Annotated in this window: 15 protein-coding genes and 1 pseudogene; 10 read left to right on the forward strand and 6 right to left on the reverse strand. The window is 56.7% G+C overall.

The features are described 5' to 3' along the window. Positions 1-12 precede the first annotated feature (12 nt). The 5 genes from ACZ9BX_RS28810 to ACZ9BX_RS28830 are packed head-to-tail and all read left to right on the forward strand — an operon-like array spanning position 13 to position 5241. Positions 13-1599, forward strand: a complete 1587-nt coding sequence (locus ACZ9BX_RS28810) for an ABC transporter substrate-binding protein (RefSeq protein WP_132563135.1) — start codon at positions 13-15, stop codon at positions 1597-1599. A gap of 6 nt (positions 1600-1605) precedes the next feature. Beyond that, positions 1606-2703, forward strand: a complete 1098-nt coding sequence (locus ACZ9BX_RS28815) for an ABC transporter permease (protein ID WP_476221613.1) — start codon at positions 1606-1608, stop codon at positions 2701-2703. 5 nt (positions 2704-2708) lie between these two features. Continuing rightward, positions 2709-3644, forward strand: a complete 936-nt coding sequence (locus tag ACZ9BX_RS28820) for an ABC transporter permease (protein WP_476221615.1) — start codon at positions 2709-2711, stop codon at positions 3642-3644. After that, entirely contained in the window at positions 3641-4498 is an 858-nt protein-coding gene (locus ACZ9BX_RS28825; protein WP_087001611.1) for an ABC transporter ATP-binding protein, read from the forward strand. The genes ACZ9BX_RS28820 and ACZ9BX_RS28825 overlap by 4 nt, the downstream gene beginning before the upstream one ends. Continuing rightward, positions 4495-5241, forward strand: coding sequence for an ABC transporter ATP-binding protein (locus ACZ9BX_RS28830; protein WP_476221617.1), 747 nt, complete (start codon positions 4495-4497; stop codon positions 5239-5241). The genes ACZ9BX_RS28825 and ACZ9BX_RS28830 overlap by 4 nt, the downstream gene beginning before the upstream one ends. A 242-nt stretch (positions 5242-5483) precedes the next feature. Here ACZ9BX_RS28830 and ACZ9BX_RS28835 read toward each other — a convergent pair. After that, positions 5484-5756 (reverse strand): annotated as a pseudogene (locus ACZ9BX_RS28835) (pyruvate/2-oxoglutarate dehydrogenase complex dihydrolipoamide dehydrogenase); the annotation flags it as partial. Between the two features lie 407 nt (positions 5757-6163). On the opposite strand from ACZ9BX_RS28835, the gene ACZ9BX_RS28840 reads away from it, so the two are divergent. Continuing rightward, positions 6164-6997 (forward strand): class I SAM-dependent methyltransferase, encoded by an 834-nt coding sequence (locus ACZ9BX_RS28840; RefSeq protein WP_476221619.1) that lies wholly within the window; start codon positions 6164-6166, stop codon positions 6995-6997. Between the two features lie 202 nt (positions 6998-7199). Here ACZ9BX_RS28840 and ACZ9BX_RS28845 read toward each other — a convergent pair whose 3' ends face one another. From ACZ9BX_RS28845 to ACZ9BX_RS28865, 5 genes are all read right to left on the reverse strand, one after another. Then, the gene (locus ACZ9BX_RS28845; RefSeq protein WP_476221620.1) at positions 7200-7391 is read right to left on the reverse strand and encodes a hypothetical protein; all 192 of its coding nucleotides are present in this window, start codon (positions 7389-7391) and stop codon (positions 7200-7202) included. A gap of 288 nt (positions 7392-7679) precedes the next feature. Continuing rightward, positions 7680-9605, reverse strand: coding sequence for a sulfate adenylyltransferase subunit CysN (gene cysN, locus ACZ9BX_RS28850; protein WP_476221621.1), 1926 nt, complete (start codon positions 9603-9605; stop codon positions 7680-7682). Then, positions 9605-10543, reverse strand: coding sequence for a sulfate adenylyltransferase subunit CysD (gene cysD / locus ACZ9BX_RS28855; protein WP_476221622.1), 939 nt, complete (start codon positions 10541-10543; stop codon positions 9605-9607). Before cysD ends, cysN begins: the two co-directional genes overlap by 1 nt. Then, positions 10540-11424: a sulfotransferase family protein gene (locus ACZ9BX_RS28860; RefSeq protein ID WP_476221623.1), complete on the reverse strand. Its 885-nt coding sequence runs from the start codon at positions 11422-11424 to the stop codon at positions 10540-10542. Before ACZ9BX_RS28860 ends, cysD begins: the two co-directional genes overlap by 4 nt. A gap of 10 nt (positions 11425-11434) precedes the next feature. After that, positions 11435-12433, reverse strand: coding sequence for a glycosyltransferase family 4 protein (locus ACZ9BX_RS28865; RefSeq protein ID WP_476221624.1), 999 nt, complete (start codon positions 12431-12433; stop codon positions 11435-11437). A gap of 587 nt (positions 12434-13020) precedes the next feature. Here ACZ9BX_RS28865 and ACZ9BX_RS28870 point away from each other — a divergent pair. The 4 genes from ACZ9BX_RS28870 (at position 13021) to ACZ9BX_RS28885 (ending at position 18883) form a co-directional block, all read left to right on the forward strand. Next, a complete protein-coding gene (locus tag ACZ9BX_RS28870) occupies positions 13021-14295 on the forward strand; it encodes a pectate lyase family protein (RefSeq protein ID WP_476221626.1) in 1275 nt (424 codons plus the stop codon). A gap of 74 nt (positions 14296-14369) precedes the next feature. After that, a complete protein-coding gene (locus ACZ9BX_RS28875) occupies positions 14370-15509 on the forward strand; it encodes a glycosyltransferase family 4 protein (protein ID WP_476221627.1) in 1140 nt (379 codons plus the stop codon). A 6-nt stretch (positions 15510-15515) separates the two neighbouring features. After that, positions 15516-16367, forward strand: coding sequence for a sulfotransferase domain-containing protein (locus ACZ9BX_RS28880; protein ID WP_476221628.1), 852 nt, complete (start codon positions 15516-15518; stop codon positions 16365-16367). Positions 16368-16732: 365 nt separating this feature from the next. After that, on the forward strand, positions 16733-18883 hold the full coding sequence (locus tag ACZ9BX_RS28885) for a polysaccharide biosynthesis protein (protein WP_476221630.1): 2151 nt from the start codon (positions 16733-16735) through the stop codon (positions 18881-18883). The last annotated feature ends 9 nt before the right edge of the window (positions 18884-18892 follow it).

An 18892-nucleotide genomic window follows, 5' to 3' on the forward strand; every position in this document is an offset into this window, starting at 1 on the left:
GGAGGTCTTGAGATGCTGAAGAACTTGCTGACGACGATCACACTTGCTGGCGCTTTGATCACGGCGCAACCATCCTTTGCGGCGTCACCGCCAAACATGCTGGTGATCGGTACCAATCTTACCGGCATCCGGACACTCGACCCAGCACAGAACAACGCCCGCACGGTTTCCGAACTGATCTCGAACATCTATGACAACCTCGTCCAGCTGTCGCCGGATGATCTTAAGACGCTGAAGCCGATGCTTGCCACGAAATGGCGCGTTTCCGAAGACGGCAAGATCATCACCTTGACCTTGCGCGACGATGCGGTCTTCCAGAGCGGTAATCCGGTCACGGCCGAAGACGCCGCGTGGTCCATCCAGCGTGTGATCAAGATGGGGCAGGTCGGGTCAACCGATATCGCGCTCTGGGGCTTCACGCCCGAGAACGTGGACAAGCTCGTCCGGGCCAAAGACGAGCACACGCTGGAGATCGAATTGCCACTGGCCGTCAATACCGATCTTGTGCTTTATTCCCTCGCCGGCTCGTCGATCGGCGTCATCGACAAGAAAACGGCGTTATCGCACGAGGCGAACGGCGACCTCGCTGGTGCGTGGCTGTCGGCCAATTCGGCAGGAAGCGGACCGTTCGCGCTGGCGCAATGGCGCCCGAACGACGTCGCGATCTTCAATGCGCAGAAGGACTATTGGGGCGGCGCACCGGCCATGGCACGTGTTGTCGCCCGCCACATACCGGAATCTGGCAACCTCAGGCTGCAGCTCGAAGCCGGTGACGTCGACGTCGGCCAATACATCGCAAGCGGCGACCTTGATGCCTTGTCGAACAGCAAGGATATGGTGATCGAGAGCGTTCCGGGCCTCGGCTTCTACTATGTTGCGCTCAACCAAAAGGATCCGGACCTGCAGAAGCCCAAGGTCCGTGAGGCGTTTCAGCACGCGTTCGACTGGAAGGCGATCTCCGGCAACATCATGCGTTATACCGGCTTTCCATGGCAGTCGATGATCCCTCGCGGAATGATCGGAGCGCCGGAAGATGCGGCCTCGCGCTACGATTATGATCCCGCCAAGGCCAAGAAATTGCTGGCCGAGGCCGGATATCCGAACGGCCTGAAGAAGGTGCTCAACCCGTCGGGTGCGGCAACGTTGCCTTTCGCAGAAGCGCTGCAGGCGAGCGCCCGCGCCGCCGGCCTTGATCTCAATCTCGTGCCCGGCGAATTCACCCCCGCATTCCGCGAGCGCAAGTATGAGGTCCTGCTCGGCAACTCGGGTGCCCGGCTGCCGGATCCGTTCGCCGTTGCCACGCAGTACGCCTACAATCCCGACAACAGCGACGAGGCGCGTCTCGGCAGCTACTACCTCTGGCGGGCCGGGATGAAGGTCGACGAGCTCAATACGCTCGTCGATCAGTCGATGAAGGAACGCAATGCGGGCAAGCGCGCGGAGATCTTCCAGAAGATGGACGGCATCTACAGCGGCATGGACGCCCCGCTCGTCATCTTCTTCCAGCGCACTGACCCGTATGTCATGCGTGCCAATGTCAAGGGCTATCATGGGCATACGACCTGGTCGACGCGCTGGCACGACGTGACGAAGGAGTAATTGCCCGTGGTGAATGCCGATCTGACATCGAAACGGGATGCGGACCGCAGTGTGGACGAGGACGGCGCCGCCCACGCGCCGCCGCATCGGCTCGTGACCATCCTGCGGCGACTGGCAGGGCGTGTCGTGGCGGTCGTGACAACGCTCCTCGGCCTGCTGTTCCTCACCTTTTCGATGGGCCGCCTGCTTCCAGCCGACCCGGTGCTCGCCATTACCGGGGCGGAGGTGAGCAAGGACGTCTATGATCGCGTCTATAACGAGTTGGGGTTGGGACAGCCGATTTGGGTGCAGTTCCTGAGCTATGTGCGGAAGGTTGCGACGGGCGACCTCGGCACATCTGCGACGACCGGTCAGCCGATACTCACCGATCTGCTGACCATCTTCCCGGCGACCATTGAGCTTGCCATCATCGCCATGATTGTCGGCGCCCTTGTCGGCGTTCCGCTTGGCATCACTGCGGCCGTCAGGCGCGGCACGATCATCGACCACATCGCGCGCATCGTTGCGCTCGCTGGCCACTCCATCCCGATCTTCTGGACCGGGCTGATGGCGCTCTTCATCTTCTATGCGAAGCTGAAACTCGTCGGCGCATCCGGCCGGGTGGACGTATTCTACGAGGGGCTCGTCACGCCGGTCACCGGCTTCCTGCTGATCGATTCGGCGATCGAGCGCCAGTGGGATGTGTTCCGAAGTGCGCTCGGACACATCATCCTGCCGGGCGCGATCCTCGGCTATTATTCCGTGGCTTATATCAGCCGCATGTCGCGCAGCTTCATGCTGGAACAGCTCAGTCAGGAATATATCATAACGGCGAGGGCAAAAGGGCTCGGACTGCGGAAGGTCGTCTGGCGACATGCCTTCAGAAATATCCGCGTGCAACTGCTGACGATCATGGCGCTCACCTTCGGGGGCCTTCTTGAAGGGGCAGTGCTCATCGAGACCGTCTTCGGTTGGCCGGGACTCGGCCAGTATCTGACCCGCGGACTTCAGATGAACGACATGAATGTCGTGATGGGCGCGGTGCTGACCATTGGGGCTGTCTTCCTGACGATCAACATCTTTTCGGATGTGCTTTATCGCATTCTTGATCCGAGAACACGGTGATGCCGATGACAATCTCCGCCGAACGCACAGATCGCGCCAACGACAGCGGCTTTCGCAAATGGCTGCGCGCGCCCGAACCGCGGGGCTGGTTTCAGTCGTCGGTACAGCAATTCCATCAGGGGTGGCTGAAGTTCCGCTTGCATCCGCTCGGTTTGGCCGGGCTGGCAATCATCGGACTGCTGATCCTGGTCGCGGTCGCCGCGCCACTGCTGACGCGTTACGATCCGATCGTTCAGGACATGGCGGGGCGCCTCGCTCCGCCTTCGGCAGAGCATTGGCTTGGCACCGACAATTTCGGCCGCGACGTCTTTTCCCGTGTGATCTACGGCGCGCGCACCACGCTTTACATCATCATGCTCGTTACGGTCATCGTTGCGCCGATGGGCCTTCTGATTGGCACTTGCTCCGGTTATTTCGGCGGCATCGTCGATGAAATCCTGATGCGGATCACCGACATCTTCCTTTCCTTTCCAGGCCTGGTGCTGGCATTGGGCTTTGCTGCAGCGCTCGGTCCCGGCATTACCAACGCGATCATCGCAATTTCGTTGACCGCATGGCCGCCGATCGCCCGGCTTGCGCGTGCCGAGACGCTCAGTCTGCGCAAGGCCGATTTCATCGCCGCCGTGCGTCTGCAGGGGGCGACGCCAATGGCCATCATCACCCGCCACATCCTGCCGATGTGCATTCCGTCGGTGATCGTGCGCGTGACCCTCAACATGGCCGGCATCATCATCACGGCCGCAGGGCTCGGGTTCCTCGGCCTCGGCGCGCAGCCGCCTTGGCCAGAATGGGGAGCGATGGCGGCGACCGGGCGTGAATTCATGCTCGACAGTCCCTGGGTCATTGCTGCACCCGGCATTGCGATTGCGCTGGTGAGCCTTGCGTTCAACCTCGTCGGCGACGCACTTCGGGACGTCCTTGATCCGCGAGGTTCGGAATGAGTTCTTCCCTCATCGACATCCGCAATCTCGAGATCGCCTTCGGCGGCGGAGCCGTGCGGGCGGTGCGCGGCGTCAGCTTTTCGCTCGGACAGGAAAAACTCGGGATCATCGGCGAATCCGGATCGGGCAAGTCGACGGTTGGGCGTGCCATCATGAAGCTGCTGCCACCGACTGCGGTCGTCACCGCGGACCGGATGACGTTTCGGGATGTGGATCTCATCAAAGCCGGCGAGCGTAGAATGATGACAATACGGGGGCGACGCATCGGACTGATCCTGCAAGACCCGAAATATTCGCTGAACCCCGTCATGCGGATCGGCGAGCAGATCGCCGAAACCTATCGTTTTCACTATCCGAAGGCGAACGCAAAGCAGGCTCATCAGCAGACGCTCGCGATGCTCGAAGCCGTCCAGATCCGCGATCCGGAAAGCGTGGCTCGCCTCTATCCGCACGAGATATCGGGCGGCATGGGCCAGCGCGTGATGATCGCCATGATGCTGATTGCGGAACCGGAGGTTCTGATCGCTGACGAGCCGACATCCGCCCTCGATGTCACAGTACGGCTCGAAATCCTGGCACTGCTTGATGAACTCGTCGCTCGCCGCAACCTCGGCCTGATTTTCATCAGCCACGACCTGAACCTCGTCCGGAACTTCTGCGACCGGGTGCTGATCATGTATGCCGGCCGCGTTGTCGAGGTCCTCAGGGCCTCTGACTTCGCAAATGCAAGGCATCCCTATACGCAAGGCCTGCTCGCATCGCTGCCGTCAATCGACGATCCGCCCGTACGGCTGCCGATATTGAAGCGCGACCCGGCCTGGCTCACTGACATTGGTTTGGAGACGGCACGGTGATCGAAATCGACAATCTCACGATCCGTTTTGATCCCAGCCAGAGGCCGGTCGTCAGGAACGTCAGCCTTGCCATCAAGAAGGGCACGGCTTTCGGCTTGGTTGGGGAATCCGGCTGCGGCAAGTCCACAGTGCTGCGCGCGATATCCGGCCTCAATCCGAATTACGACGGCCGGATCAAGCTGGATGGAAGCACATTGGACCGGCGGCGCGACCGGCCGTTCTTCCGCCGCGTGCAGATGGTCTTTCAGGACCCCTACGGATCACTCCATCCTCGCAAGACAATCCGCGCGCAGCTCAAAGAGCCGCTCCGGAACCAGGGGCTCGCGATCAACTCGGTGGACGTGGATGCCGTGCTGCGGTCGGTTGGCCTCGATCCGTCGCTCAGTTACCGATTTCCGCACCAGCTCTCCGGCGGGCAACGGCAGCGCGTGGCCATTGCTCGCGCTCTGGTACTTGATCCGGCCGTCCTGCTCCTCGACGAACCGACGTCTGCGCTGGACGTGTCGGTCCAGGCGGAAATCCTCAATCTGCTGCAGGATCTGCGCAAGGAGCGCGGCCTGACCTATTTGCTCGTCAGCCACGATCTCGCCGTCGTGTCCCACATGTGCAGCCACGTCGCCATCATGGAGGCAGGCGAGATTGTCGAGCAGGTGGATATCGAAAGGTTGCGCAAAGGAGCGGTCGAGCATGGCTATTCCCGACATCTTTTGGGCGCGAGCAAGATTTACGGAAGGAGGCATTAACCGGTTGGTGATCCTCGATCGCGCCTAAAACCGAGACAATGCTCAGCGTTCCACCGATGGGTGAAGCTTTGGTGAGTTGCCATCAGATTTTCATCCAGCATCGACCGGGCCCGGCGGCTTTGAATACGCCAAGTGGCGCGTGGGAGCAACCGGCGGAAACGCGAAGCTTTCATCTCGCGCAGCGTTGGAGCCGGTTGTGGCGATGTATCTGGCATAGCCCGCCGGTGTTGGCATCCGAGCGATGAGTGCGACCGAATGAGGTCCGCCGTCGCCATACCGTCGAACCAGCCGATCAGGCCGTTGCGCGCATCCATGGCGGCGGTCTCGGCGCGCTTGCGCACGATCGTAATCTCGATGTCGATCCCGCCGGTGATCTTTACGCCGTAGTCGGCGCCGCGGCGGGCGACATGGTCGGCACGGGCACTGGCGACCAGCGTCTTCGTCGGCATGTAGCCGGCATTGACGCAGGTGCCGCCGAGATATTTGCGCTCGATCAGCGCCACCTTCATGCCCTTCCCGGACGCCCAGATCGAGGCCCGATGCTCAGGACGTTGCCTATGAAAGTGGAAAATGCGCCCATGGGATTGGCGGTTTTTATTTCCATGTGAGCTCGCAGCCTAAGTTACGGGACGCTGAGAACCAACACATCCTTGATTAAAAAGCATTTTTTTGGAGTCCAAAGAGATTAAAACAAGAATCTCGTAAATTAGAAAAATTTAATATTTTGCGCCAAGCATATTTATGGTATCTCAGCATTGCAAATTCGGCGGGCCTGTGTGCCCCGATCTATCACCCTACGGCAACGGAACTGCGGCGATCTCGCGATTGGGGGCTGGCGCGGGTGATTTCATTGATGACGACCAGCAAAGCAGCCGGTGCTTAAAGCAGCATCAGTCATGTCTGAATTGGGAGCGAGCGAATTATGAGCTATTTACAGAAGCCGAGCGAGAATAAAAGCAAAGAAGAACTTCAAGCGGCCATTGAGCGCCTTGCGCCGTTCCACCACGCCATCGACTTGCCTTACGGCTTGAGTACCTTCGTAGCGACCGCTTCCCGTCAAGATCGAGAACGGACACGAATGCAAACACTCCTTGATCACGCATGGCCAAATATTCTGGCGGCCTGCGGAGGGTCATTGATGGGCAAAAGGGTACTTGACATAGCCTGCAACTGCGGTGGATTTTCTGTGCACGCGGCGAGATCAGGAGCCGATTATGTCCTTGGAATTGACATCGAACCTCACTATATCCGACAGGCAAAGCTGGTAAAAGAAGCAGTATCTTTACAAAACCTAGAGTTTCAACAACTTGATCTATTAGAACTCGATCCGTCCAAATACGGCATGTTCGATCTCGTCTTGTGCTTTGGCATCCTTTATCACCTGGAAAATCCTGTTCTAAGCCTAAAACGTATTTCGGCGGTCACAAGGAATGTTATTGCAGTCGACACCACACTCATGAAAGTGCCGATCATAAATCGCATACTCGATCGGTGGCCGATGTGGCATATGCGTACGGTGTCGAGTGTCAGTCCCGAGGCAAGCAACATCACGACCTCGCGTTGGCGTCCGGAGAAATTCTGTCAGTTTTCGCCTAATGCCTCCGCCGTCACGGGCTTACTGGAATACTGTGGATTCACCGATATCGAACGCCTCAAGCCAAAAGCAAGCGGACTTGAGAAGCGCTATTATAGCGGACAGCGGGCAACGTTCATTGCCGTAAAAGAACCTGAGCGGAAAACGGTAAGGCTTCATTAGCAAGCGGATGAGAGGTCTTGTCCACGATTGCGCCCAGGCGCCACGAGTCGTTCGATATAGGCAGATGATGCATGCATCTCGAGGTCGGCCGTTGACGGAAGCGGTGTCTATTTCTATGGCAGAGAATGCGGTGTCCTGCCAGAAAATCGTCGAGCGCTGTCGCGGCGCGCAAGCGGCGCGGCATTGATGTCTAGTCGAACGCTTAATGGGACGGCTGATCGAGCCCAACCAGATGGATAAATTTTTCAACCGGCAGGAAAAGAGGCGAAATCGGACGGAAACCTTCGACGGTGAAGTAGACCCGCCCATTCTCGATGGCTGTGACAACAATCTTCTTTCCCGTTTTTCGGGAGAGATATGTGCCGCCAACCTTTGGTTTTAGATGCTCCGCCATTGCCGCCCGGCACTTTCATATAGAATCAAAACCGAACTCGGTAACCGGTTATACTAGTAGACGTCGAAGAGCGAGTTGAGAATGGCTCTTCGGAGAGGAGCATCAAGTGGTCGGGCGGGCGTCGCCTTCGTTTCCGTGGCGTAGCTCTTGACCGCGACTTGCAAATGGAGATCGTGCAGGCGCGCCTCCATGTTGCTAGGCACGCGATGGGGTAGTGGGCTTGGCGCCGTAGAAGCTCCCATGTTGGGTTCGCCACTGCCAGAAACGACGCCGCGTTGATCCAGAAAATCAATCCTGCTGGTATTCCGCCGGTTTGCGGGATGTCTCGCTCTTATTTAAATAATCTTCTATTGTTGCGGCCAGCTGGCCCGGATCCACGCCGACAGTGCTGAGGCGGATTTCGGGCTCCAAGGGGGTCTCGTAGGGTGAAGTGATCCCCGTAAAGTTCTTAAGTTCGCCTGTCTGTGCCTTCTTGTATAGGCCCTTCGGGTCTCTCTTGGCGCATTCCTCGATCGGCGTATCAACGAAAACTTCAACGAAATCATCCTGCATAAGATTGCGGGCCATCTGCCGTTCCGAACGGAAGGGGGAAATAAAAGACACGAGGACGATAAGGCCTGCGTCCAGCATCAGCTTTGCCACCTCAGCCACCCGGCGAATGTTCTCCACGCGATCTGCATCCGTAAAGCCTAAATCACGATTGAGTCCGTGTCGGATATTATCACCGTCGAGGATGTAGGTGTGCAGGCGGTTGGCTGTGAGCCGCTTTTCAAGCAGGTTTGCGATTGTGGATTTGCCGGAGCCAGAAAGACCAGTAAACCAGATCACGCGTGGCCGTTGACCGAGGCTCTGAGCCCGCGCAGCCTTGTTAACCTCGAGGGCCTGCCAATGAACATTGTCGGCCCGGCGTAGCGCAAAATCAATCATTCCTGCGCCGACCGTGGCATTGGTCAGCCGATCGATGATTATGAAATTGCCCGTAACGCGGTTTTTGGCAAAAGCGTCGAAGGCGATCGCGGATTGCGTGGAAAAATTGCACACGCCAATCTCGTTCATACGCAGTGACTTTGCAGCCAACTGAGCACAGCTGTTAACGTCGATGCTATACTTGAGGTCGGTGATAGTTGCCCCGACGCACTCAGTCTCGGTTCGCAAAAGATACGAACGGCCAGGAAGCATGTCCTTGCGATCGAACCAGATTACGTGCGCTTGAAACTGGTCGGCAATGTCTGGCCGATCGTCTGGCGCCACCAGCATGTTCCCGCGGGAGAGCTCCACTTGATCTTCCAGGAGAATGGTTACGGCATCTCCTTCGCGCGCCGTCAACAGTGATCCGTCGTATGTGATTATTTCTTTGATTCGGGTTTGCTGCCCTGACTTTGCGACCGTCACTCGATCTCCGACCGATGCCTCGCCGGAGGCAACTTGGCCCGCGTAACCGCGAAAGCTTGAGTCCGGACGGTTGACGAGCTGAACCGGAAATCGGAACGGTCCGCCTGCTTGCCTGGCGGCGACGGGGACAGTTTCAAGATAGTCGAGCAATGAGGGCCCGTCATACCACGCCATCTTGATGGAGGGCGCACTGACATTGTCTCCGGAAAGGGCTGAAATTGGGATCACCTGGACGTTATCGAACGCCAATTTCTCCGCGAAATGCATGAACTCATCGGCGATGTCGTCGAATACGCGCTGATCATATGCGGCGAGATCGATTTTATTGACGGCCAGCACAACGCTGCGGATGCCAAGCAGTGACGCAATAAAGGCGTGCCGCCGTGTCTGCTGCTGTACACCCTGGCGCGCGTCGACCAACACGAGCGCTAAATCCGCCGTTGAAGCACCCGTTGCCATATTGCGCGTATATTCTTCATGCCCAGGCGTGTCGGCGACAATGAACTTGCGCCGATCTGTCGAAAAAAAACGGTAAGCGACGTCGATCGTTATGCCCTGTTGTCTCTCGGCCTCCAAGCCGTCAACGAGCAGCGCGAAGTCTATTTCATCGCCGGTCGTTCCGAATAGTTTGCTGTCGCGCTCCAGCGCGACGAGCTGGTCTTCGAGAATGCAGTTTGTTTGGTATAAGAGGCGTCCAATGAGTGTCGATTTCCCGTCATCGACAGAGCCACAAGTTAGAAAACGCAGCAGCGTTTTTTCGTCTTTCGGGCCTGGCAGCGACGCTGCATCAGTTTCCTTTAATGGTCCGTCCGTATATCGCATCAGAAGTACCCCTCGCGCTTCTTCCTCTCCATTGCGCCGGCCTCATCTTTATCGATCATTCGTCCATGTCTTTCCGACACGCGGGAGGTGAGCATCTCCTCGACGATCTCTTCGACGTTGACCGCATCGGACTCTATTGCAGCCGTGAGCGGGTAACAGCCAAGCGTGCGGAAACGCACGCGCCGGCGTTCCACAATATCGGACGCGGTGAGGGGCATACGATCATCATCGATGACTATGAAGGAACCATCACGCCTCACGACCGGCCGCTCGGCGGCGAAGTAGAGGGGCACGACGGGAATTTTTTCTCTCTGGATGTAGTGCCAGATATCGAGCTCAGTCCAGTTGGATAGCGGAAAGACGCGTATCGATTCATTGCGGGCGACACGCGTATTATACGTCTTCCACATCTCAGGCCGCTGGGCTTTCGGATCCCAGCCGTGCTCTGCACTGCGAAATGAGAATATTCGTTCCTTGGCTCGCGACTTGTCTTCGTCACGACGAGCTCCGCCAAAGGCCGCGTCGAAGCCATATTTGTCGAGAGCCTGACGGAGTGCAAGCGTCTTCATGATATGGGTGTGGAGGTTGGACCCATGTGTGAAGGGATTGACGTTTTGCTGCAAACCGTCCTCATTTATGTGGACGAGTAGCTGAAGTCCAAGTTCTGCAACGACCGCGTCACGGAAGGCGATCATTTCCCGAAATTTCCATCCCGTGTCGACGTGCAGGAGCGGAAATGGTGGCTTTGCCGGGTAAAAGGCTTTCCTCGCAAGATGAAGCATGACACAGGAGTCTTTGCCGACCGAGAAAAGCATCACCGGCTTTGAGAATTCAGCGGCGACCTCGCGCATGATATGGATGGCTTCAGCTTCCAACCGACGAAGGTGGCTCGCCTTATAGCTATTCGGCGCGTTGAGCACGGCTTCTCCATTGTTCATTCGTTCACCGGGAGTTGAGAGATCTGCGTATTTTGAATCCACGGCGTCAGATCGACATCCATCAGCGTGCCAAGTTTGTCGATTTGCGGCTCGTAATAGCCGATGAGCCGCTTTTTCAGATCCTCTGAAAGCGTTGCGTAATTTATTTCTCGAGCGATGAGCGAACGGGCCTTTTTAAAGGCGACCGTATGTCGGAATGGCTTGACCGTCGTTTTGAAAGGTGCCAACCAGCGTCGCATTCCCGGGCCGATAAGGGGCTGCTTCTTGTCCTTGACTTTTTCTGCGACGGGCGGCACCTGAAGCTCTGCCCGAAGCCCGAGAAAGCTTCCTACACGATCGAGCTGACGACGTGGTTCGATCGCAATGTTTTCATAAAGTAGGACCAGCAGCTTGTCCGAACCGAAACGGTCAAGGAAACCTTGCAACTGATCGTAATAGAGGCCGCCGTTTAAAAATCGACCGCCCTGGCCGGCTCGCGGGTCGAGATATTGGCCTATTTCGCGGCTCACCTCACCCCTTCTATAAAGCATGCAATAGTCCGAGTATGCGCGCTCGACAGGATTTCTGAGCTGAGCAATTAACCGCACGCTTGGAAAGTCACCATGAACGCGTGCGGCAGCCTCCGGCGTATCCATATATGAGTTCGATTTTTCGCCAATAACAAGGCCGTCGCGCGGCGGCCGAAACTGATCCGCGTACCATGCAGCCCCGTTTCCGTAGACCCGGCTGAAATAGTGCAGTTCGGGGTCTGGCATATAGACATCCGGGTGCCGCTGAAGCGACTGCTGCAGCCATGTCGTAGCGCTCTTCGTCGCGCCGATGATCAGGAAGTCCAAATGGTCCATGTCTGCCCCTCGCGTCGCAGCTGCCATTGCAAGCATGCGGCCTGTGTTAGCTCCTCATGCGTTCATAGATGTTCGTGATCCCCTCGATATGGCTGCTTGCGCTGTAATGCGACAAAGCGGCCAAGCGAGCAGTTTCGCTGACGCGTTCCCACTGGGTCTGATTGGTCAAAAGGTGATAGAGGGGCTCGACGAATGCCTCGGGGCATTCGGCCGGAACGAGATACCCGTTCTCGCCGTCGATAATAGCTTCCGGATTGCCGCCGTGGTTTGTCGCGATTACCGGCGTGCCGAGCATCATGGCCTCAATCAGCGTGCGCCCAAAGGGCTCGTTGATCGCCGGAACGAGGAGCGCATCAAGCGCGCACATCAATGGGGAGATAGGCGAACGAAACCCCATAAGATGTATCCTATCGCCAATCCCGAGTTCATCCGCATAGGAGCGGACTTTCTCATCAAGCCGGTCGCCGCCGGGCTCGGGCAAGCCAAGTAGAACACCGTGCAACGCGATCCCGGGATAGCGTTTCCCAAAGGCTGCTATCGTCTCCACGAAGTGCAATGGCCGCTTGCGCGCTGTGAGAACGCCAATATATCCGGCAATACGGATATTCCCCTTCAGGTTCAGTTCCTCGCAGAGCTGATGATGACAGTTGACTCTGTCAGGCACCGACGTTGGGTGCTTAAAGGGACTGTGCAAGACGGTCACGCGGTGGCTAATCGGAAGAATAGGTCGGCTTGGCCGTGCGAAATTCGAGACGGTCACAATCTCATTGGCAAGGACCGGGGCCAGGATATTCGCAGCGCGCGCGGTCGGATCTCCACGATGGTGCCATAGCAATCGGGCACCCGAAATCCGCGCGGGTACTGCCCAGGTCGCATGCATCTGACCGTCATTTGTATGTACCACGTCGACAAAGTGGCCGCGCAGGAAGCGAACGAGACGGGGAAGGTAGGCGGCATAGCCTGCAGCAACCTTCAACCTGTTTTGATGTGGCAGCCGATGCGCGGGCGACAGGACCTGTCCTTCAGGAGCAGCAATAAAGGCCATGCCACGCGTCCTCAGATAGCTTGCAAGTGCGCCATCGGTCACGTGCAGTATGATCAAAGATCTGATCGACGTGGAATTTAGGCCCGCGATCAAATCAACCGCGGAAATATGGCTTCCTCCCACTTCATCTCCAAGAAAGGGAAATGCTACGACGACTGGTTTGATGGACACGTGACGACATCCTCACCATAACCAACTCAAATCCGTAATGCCCGGTGTTGTTCGGCCACTTTACGTGATGCCGACCTTATTTAGCAAACCATCATTATCGGCAGATTGGCGGTATAGTCAATGTTGTAGAGTTGTTCCGCTGTACCTCTTACGTACAAATATAACCCAAAATAGCCTCTTCCCAATCATGACTAGGCGTAATATATTTACGCAAATATATCTGCGCTATGTCTCGGTTCGTCGCAAAGCTTTCGCGAGAGACTATTTTGTGATGGGAGGATGTGTGCCCACGTTCTTTTAGCAAAGCAGGCCATCGTCTTATGAGAGTTTGTTCCGCTTGGTGGACGTCAACTATTTTGCTCATAATAACGCTTGGAGCTAACGTCGGTGCCATGCAGGCTCGGGCGGGTGAGAGCTTGGCGTTTGAGCACGCTGACGGCTACGGCAAGTTCAGCCAGGGGGGACGGGGAGGCCGCATCATCTATGTCACGAGCCTCGATGACGATGGGGCGGGAACGCTGCGCGAGTGCGCAGAAGCGCAAGGGCCCCGCAACTGCCTATTTAAGGTCGCAGGGATCCTGGAGCTAACGCGGCCGATCATAATTGGAGAGGAAAACAGTTTCGTCTCAATACTCGGTCAGACGGCTCCAGGCGGAGGAGTCCTCCTGACAATCAGCGACACCACCGAGAAGAACAAGCACACCCCCCTCATTATCAAGGGGAGTCATGATGTGATACTTCGCCATATCAGGATTCGACCGCGTTTTCCAAACACCGTGGAGAATGTGGATGCCCTGACGATTGAAGACAGCTCCAATGTGTATGTCGATCATGTTTCCGGTTCGTGGGCCACGGACGAAAACATCAATACCCATGCTGACTCCACAAAGGTAACAATCGCTCATTCAATCTTCGGCGAAGGCTTAAACAAGCACAGCAAGTGCGCGTTGCTCGGATCTGATCCTCGCCAGCCTCAGGAGATAACGTTCTGGGGCAACGCCTGCGTGTCAAATCGGGACCGCAATCCCGACGATAACCACTATGGGGGGTCCTGCATCGACATCATAAACAATGTTTTCTTCAACGCACGCTCAGAATGGGGTGAAGTTTTTTCGCAGTATCCCGGCGGTACGCCAATCTCCTACGTTGGCAACTATTTCAAAGCCGGGCCCAGTACCGAAGATATCACCTACGCGATTAATTGGAACGATACCAACAGTGCCGCTGATCCGCGCATCTACCAGCGTGACAATCTAGCCTGGAGTTCTAGCTCGAAGAAAGTCACCCTGATCGCGCCGGATACTGAGCGATTTCTCGTTACGACGCCGCCATGTCCGCTGTCAGTGGGGAACATTCTAGCCGCCGCCGAAGCGTACCGAGACGTGCGCCAGCGTGCAGGCGCCTTTCCACGGGACGCGATCGACGCAAGGCTCATGGAGGAGATCGCGGAAATCGGCCAACCCGGGCAGGGGCAAATGGTCAAGGCGCCCGGTGAATTGCCGCCCATAGCGTCGGGTAGGGCATATGCCGACGTAGACGATGACGGTATCGCAGACGGAGCCGAACTGGTCGTGGGCGCAAAGCCTGGAGCCAGCGATGCTTGGGAGGATGGTGATGGCGATGGATGGTCGAATTTTGATCAGTTCATGGAAAAGCTCGCGCAGGATCGAATTGTCGGCGCGTACCCTTGAGAAGCAGTGCCTTACTTTGACGGGCGTCCGCGTTGCGGGATCTTCGGAATTGCCTCGTCGTTGGACAGGTGCCGATGAACGATAACCATCTCATTCTTCCAACCGGACGGACATTAAAGGTGCTCATCGTCCTGCCAGCGCTTGGAGCAGGAGGCACGGAACATGTTGTCAATATCCTCGCTAACCATTGGGCGCAGATCGGCTACGACGTTACGCTGGTGACGCTTGAGAATCATGATGCCGCGCCTTATTACGCCTTCTCACCTCGGGTGCGCATTACACGGATTGGGGTGCCGCCCAGACGGGCGTCTTTTGTGGTTGCAGCGTGGCTTGCCCTTTTACGCGTCCGCCGCATACGAGCCGAAATCCGAAGATGCAAGCCGGATTTTCTCCTCAGCTTTCTGACCCGAACCAATCTTCTCGCGTTGATAGCAACGATTGGAACGGGAGTTCCCACCATTGTGTCGGAACGAAACAATCCGGACGCTCAACCTTTCGGAGCGCTCTGGAGACTTCTTCAGCGGAACCTGTATCCTCGAGCCTTTGGACTTGTAACCATGACACAAGGCGCGATGGATCACTTTTCCATCAGGCAGCGTCGTCGGTCATGGGTCATTCCAAATGCTGTCGACTTGCCTGCGGGCTGGTGCAACCGTCGTGGCAACAATGTCTTAACGGCGGTGGGGCGGCTCACTCGTCAGAAGGGATTTGACCTGCTGTTGCAGGCCTTTGCGCGTATTGAAGCGCGTTTTCCCTCATGGCGATTGGTTATCTGGGGTGAGGGGGAAGCACGGCAGGAACTCGAGGCGCAGCGAGCTGCACTCGGGCTCGTCGGTCGCGTCGACTTACCAGGGATTACAAAAAGGCCGGGCGACTGGATCGAGACAGCTGACATTTTTGTACTGTCGTCGCGCTACGAGGGTTGGGGTATCGTCTTGCTTGAGGCGATGGCCGCCGGACTACCGGTCGTTTCATTCGCATGCAAATGGGGTCCCGAAGTGATGATAACGAATGAGGATGACGGGCTGCTTGTTCCGCCTGAGGATGTCGGCGCTCTTGCGCAGGCTTTAGAGCGGGCGATGTCCGACAGCGACCTTCGGTCGCGATTGGCCGCCAATGCAAGCAAATCAGCCGCCAAGTTTTCTAGGCAAAGTGTCCTGAGCGCATGGGACCAGATGGCATGGGATGTAATCCAATTCGAAAGGCGCGAGTGAAAACAGATGACTTCATCTCTGGTCAAGGCGGCGCGGCGAATCCGAAAACGCGGGATGCTGATGCGCTATGCGCTGGAGGCAGATAGCTTCCTTGCGTCTTATCCCAAATCCGGCAGGACATGGTTTCGCTACTTGCTATCGCGTTACTTTGCTGACGTTGCAGGCGTTGGCCAAGCTATCGACTTGCATAGCATGTTTTCAGTCGTGCCGAACTTTGATCTCGATCCAGAAAGAGGCATACCAGGTTTCAACGAGCGCGGGATCGGATTTGCAATTCCAAAAATCTGGGTGAGCCATCTCCACTACAGGCGGACGCTTTTCTTCAACCGTCCCGTCATCTTGATGGTCCGCGATCCACGCGATGTCGTCGTCTCTGCCTATTTCCACGCTACCCGCCATAAGCACCGGTTCGCGGGGGGCTTGATCGAATTCATTGCGGATGGCGAGCAGGGCTTGCCGGCCATGTGCCGCTATCTCAACGGTTGGGCAAGAGGACTGACACACAGGCGGCACCACATTATCAGTTATGAGGCGCTCACGCGTCAAACAGAAGTCGAGACGGCAGCTGCTCTCCGCTTTTTGGGCTGTGCAGTGGAGCCGGAGGCTTTAAAGCGTGCCGTCGAGGCCGGAAGATTTGAAGCGATGCAAGAACGGGAGATTGCCCAAGGAATCCCGGCTCATGAATATGATCGGTCAGACCGCGAAAGCTTGAGAATGCGGCGGGGTCAAGCTGGCGCCTTTGGTGAGTATCTGGACCCGGAAATGCTTGGCATCGTTGACGAGATCTGCGGAGGGCAGTTGTCTGCTTCGGCCAAACGGCTGCTTGCTCCCACGGGATTCGTGACAGCGACTAATTAATGCGGTGGGATGTTTGGAATTAACCCGAATGAGCTATTAAATGACCTGGTCAAGGATATTGGAGCGTTATAAAACAACATTGATTAGTCAATATTTGGTAGGTGAACGTCGTTTAGAAAGTATATGTCAGTATGGTATTTAGATTACGGATTTAATAGAGTATTATTTCCTCTAATTTTATTTACAGTTCGCCTCGTTTGTGCAAGGATACTAGATGGAACTGCGGCCAATGTACCGATCATTGCTCCAATGTTAGTTGGATCCCAGGATGTATTCGCGTCATACGGGTACTCTTCGTGAGACTCTCGACGAATTGAAAGAGTCGTTTTTAGTGTGCGGCATGTGCGAATTGTAAGGGGGGCGTCATGCGACGCGATGATCAAGCGTGGACTGAACCGCAGTCTGACGCGGTGGGGCCAAGAGCGCGCCGCGCTCACGCACTCCACGTCGTCTCAAAGCGGATCTTCGGCGCCGTTTGGCGACGGTTGCGTGCGGCTATTTTGAATGCGAGCAAGTCGCCGGGCTTGTTCCTCGCTGATTTGTTCGCGGCAGCCCTCGCACTCGCTTTTGCATTCATGCTTCGATATGGCTTCGATGCGTTGGCGCTTCGTGCGGAGGTAATGCGAACGCTGGCCATTGCCTGCTGGCAGTACGTGGCAATGTGCGCAGTGCTGTTTCCGCTTTGCGGCCTCTACAGCAGAAACTGGCGGTATGGCTCGGTCGCCGACCTCGGCACTGTCGTGCGCGCCGTTGCCATTAGCTCTGGTCTTTTCGTCATCATGCTCTTCTTCGGCACAAGGCTGCAGGATATTCCGCGCAGCGCGGTCGTGGTGGAGCCATTATTGCTCGCATCCTTCTTGCTCGCATCGCGCCTTAGCTTCAGATGGGACGAGTTACGCCAATGGGGAAGGGCTGTGGCCCAGGCCCCCTCGGTAAACGGTCGACGCATCCCCACGTTGCTGATTGGAGCACAAGGGGCGGCGGATCTCTATCTGCGTGCTGCAGGCCGCGACAAAAAATGCCAGCATCTGCCTATCGGCTGTCTGGATGTCGACTCCGTGCATCAAGGAATGACGCTGCGTGGCGTTCCAATCCTTGGAACAGTCGACCAATTCACATCTGCTGTGGAACAGCTCAAACGTGAAGGGCAGTGCCCCCGCCATATCATTTTCACCGAGGCACCTTCTGCTTTCGGCGAGAAGCGCTCGGAGGAGCTTATACGTCAGGCTGAGGCAATGGGCATTTCTGTTTCTCGCCTTTCTCAGATGACGGAACTGAAAAATGCACGGGGGGAGAACCGTTTTGAACTGCGATCCATTGAGCTTACCGATTTGCTGGAGCGGCCACAGGCTGCCCTCGATCACGAAGCGATTAACCAATTGATCAAAGGTCGGCGTGTCTTGGTAACAGGCGCCGGCGGGTCTATCGGAAGTGAATTGACGCTGCAGATAGCCGCCTGCCAACCAGCGGAGATGGTGCTGATCGAGAACTGTGAGCTCAACCTTTACCAGATCGATATGGAACTGAGTGAGCGCTTTCCGGATGTTCCGCGCTTCCCGCATCTATGCAACGTGCGCCGTGCGAAGCGTGTCGATGACATCTTTGAAGGCCATCGACCAGAACTGGTGTTTCACGCCGCGGCGCTGAAGCACGTGCCGATGGTCGAGATGAACGCATGCGAAGGTGTCCTGACAAATGTTGTTGGCACAATGAATGTTGCACGGGCAGCGGCGCGAACTGGCGCTTTGGCAATGGTGCAAGTGTCAACCGACAAGGTGGTCAATCCGACGAGTGTGATGGGAGCGACAAAACGCCTTGCAGAACTCTATTGTCAGGCGCTGGATATTCGCGGCTTTGCCGAACATCGTGGACCGCGTTTCATGACAGTGCGATTTGGCAACGTGCTCGGGTCGAGCGGCTCGTTGATTCCGTTATTTAAGAAGCAGCTCGCACGCGGTGGTCCGCTGACGGTAACGGATCCGAATATGACACGTTTCTTTATGACAATTCGGGAAGCGGTCGAACTGACATTGCAGGCTTCGGCCTATGGTCTGGAAGGCGAAATCGGCCAGGGAGAGATTTTCGTTCTGGATATGGGAGAACCGATTAAGATCATGGATATTGCCAGGCGTATGATCGCTTTGGCCGGCTTTACGCCTGAAGTGGATATTCCGATCACGACGATTGGAATACGACCAGGAGAAAAGCTGTTCGAAGAGCTCTTCGACAGCACCGAAGAGCGGGTTACATCGCCTGTTCCCGGCGTCCTCGGGGCGATTCCGTCCCCGGTAGCACTCGAGGTGCTGGAGGAAGCGTTCGAAGCGCTGCGGGTTCACGGAGAGATGGGGGAGGAGGAGCATGTTCTACAAATTATCGGCGAAATTGTCGAAGGGTTTGAAAGATCACCAAAAGCTGCCCCCGTGCGAGATATCGCCAGGACGGCGCCTCAGCTGCGGAAGCACGCTAAGCGGTCCCGCGTGAAAGTAGCATCAAACATCACACCACTACCTCGCTGAGAGGTTCGT

It is taken from the genome of Rhizobium sp. USDA 3886 (assembly GCF_056279785.1).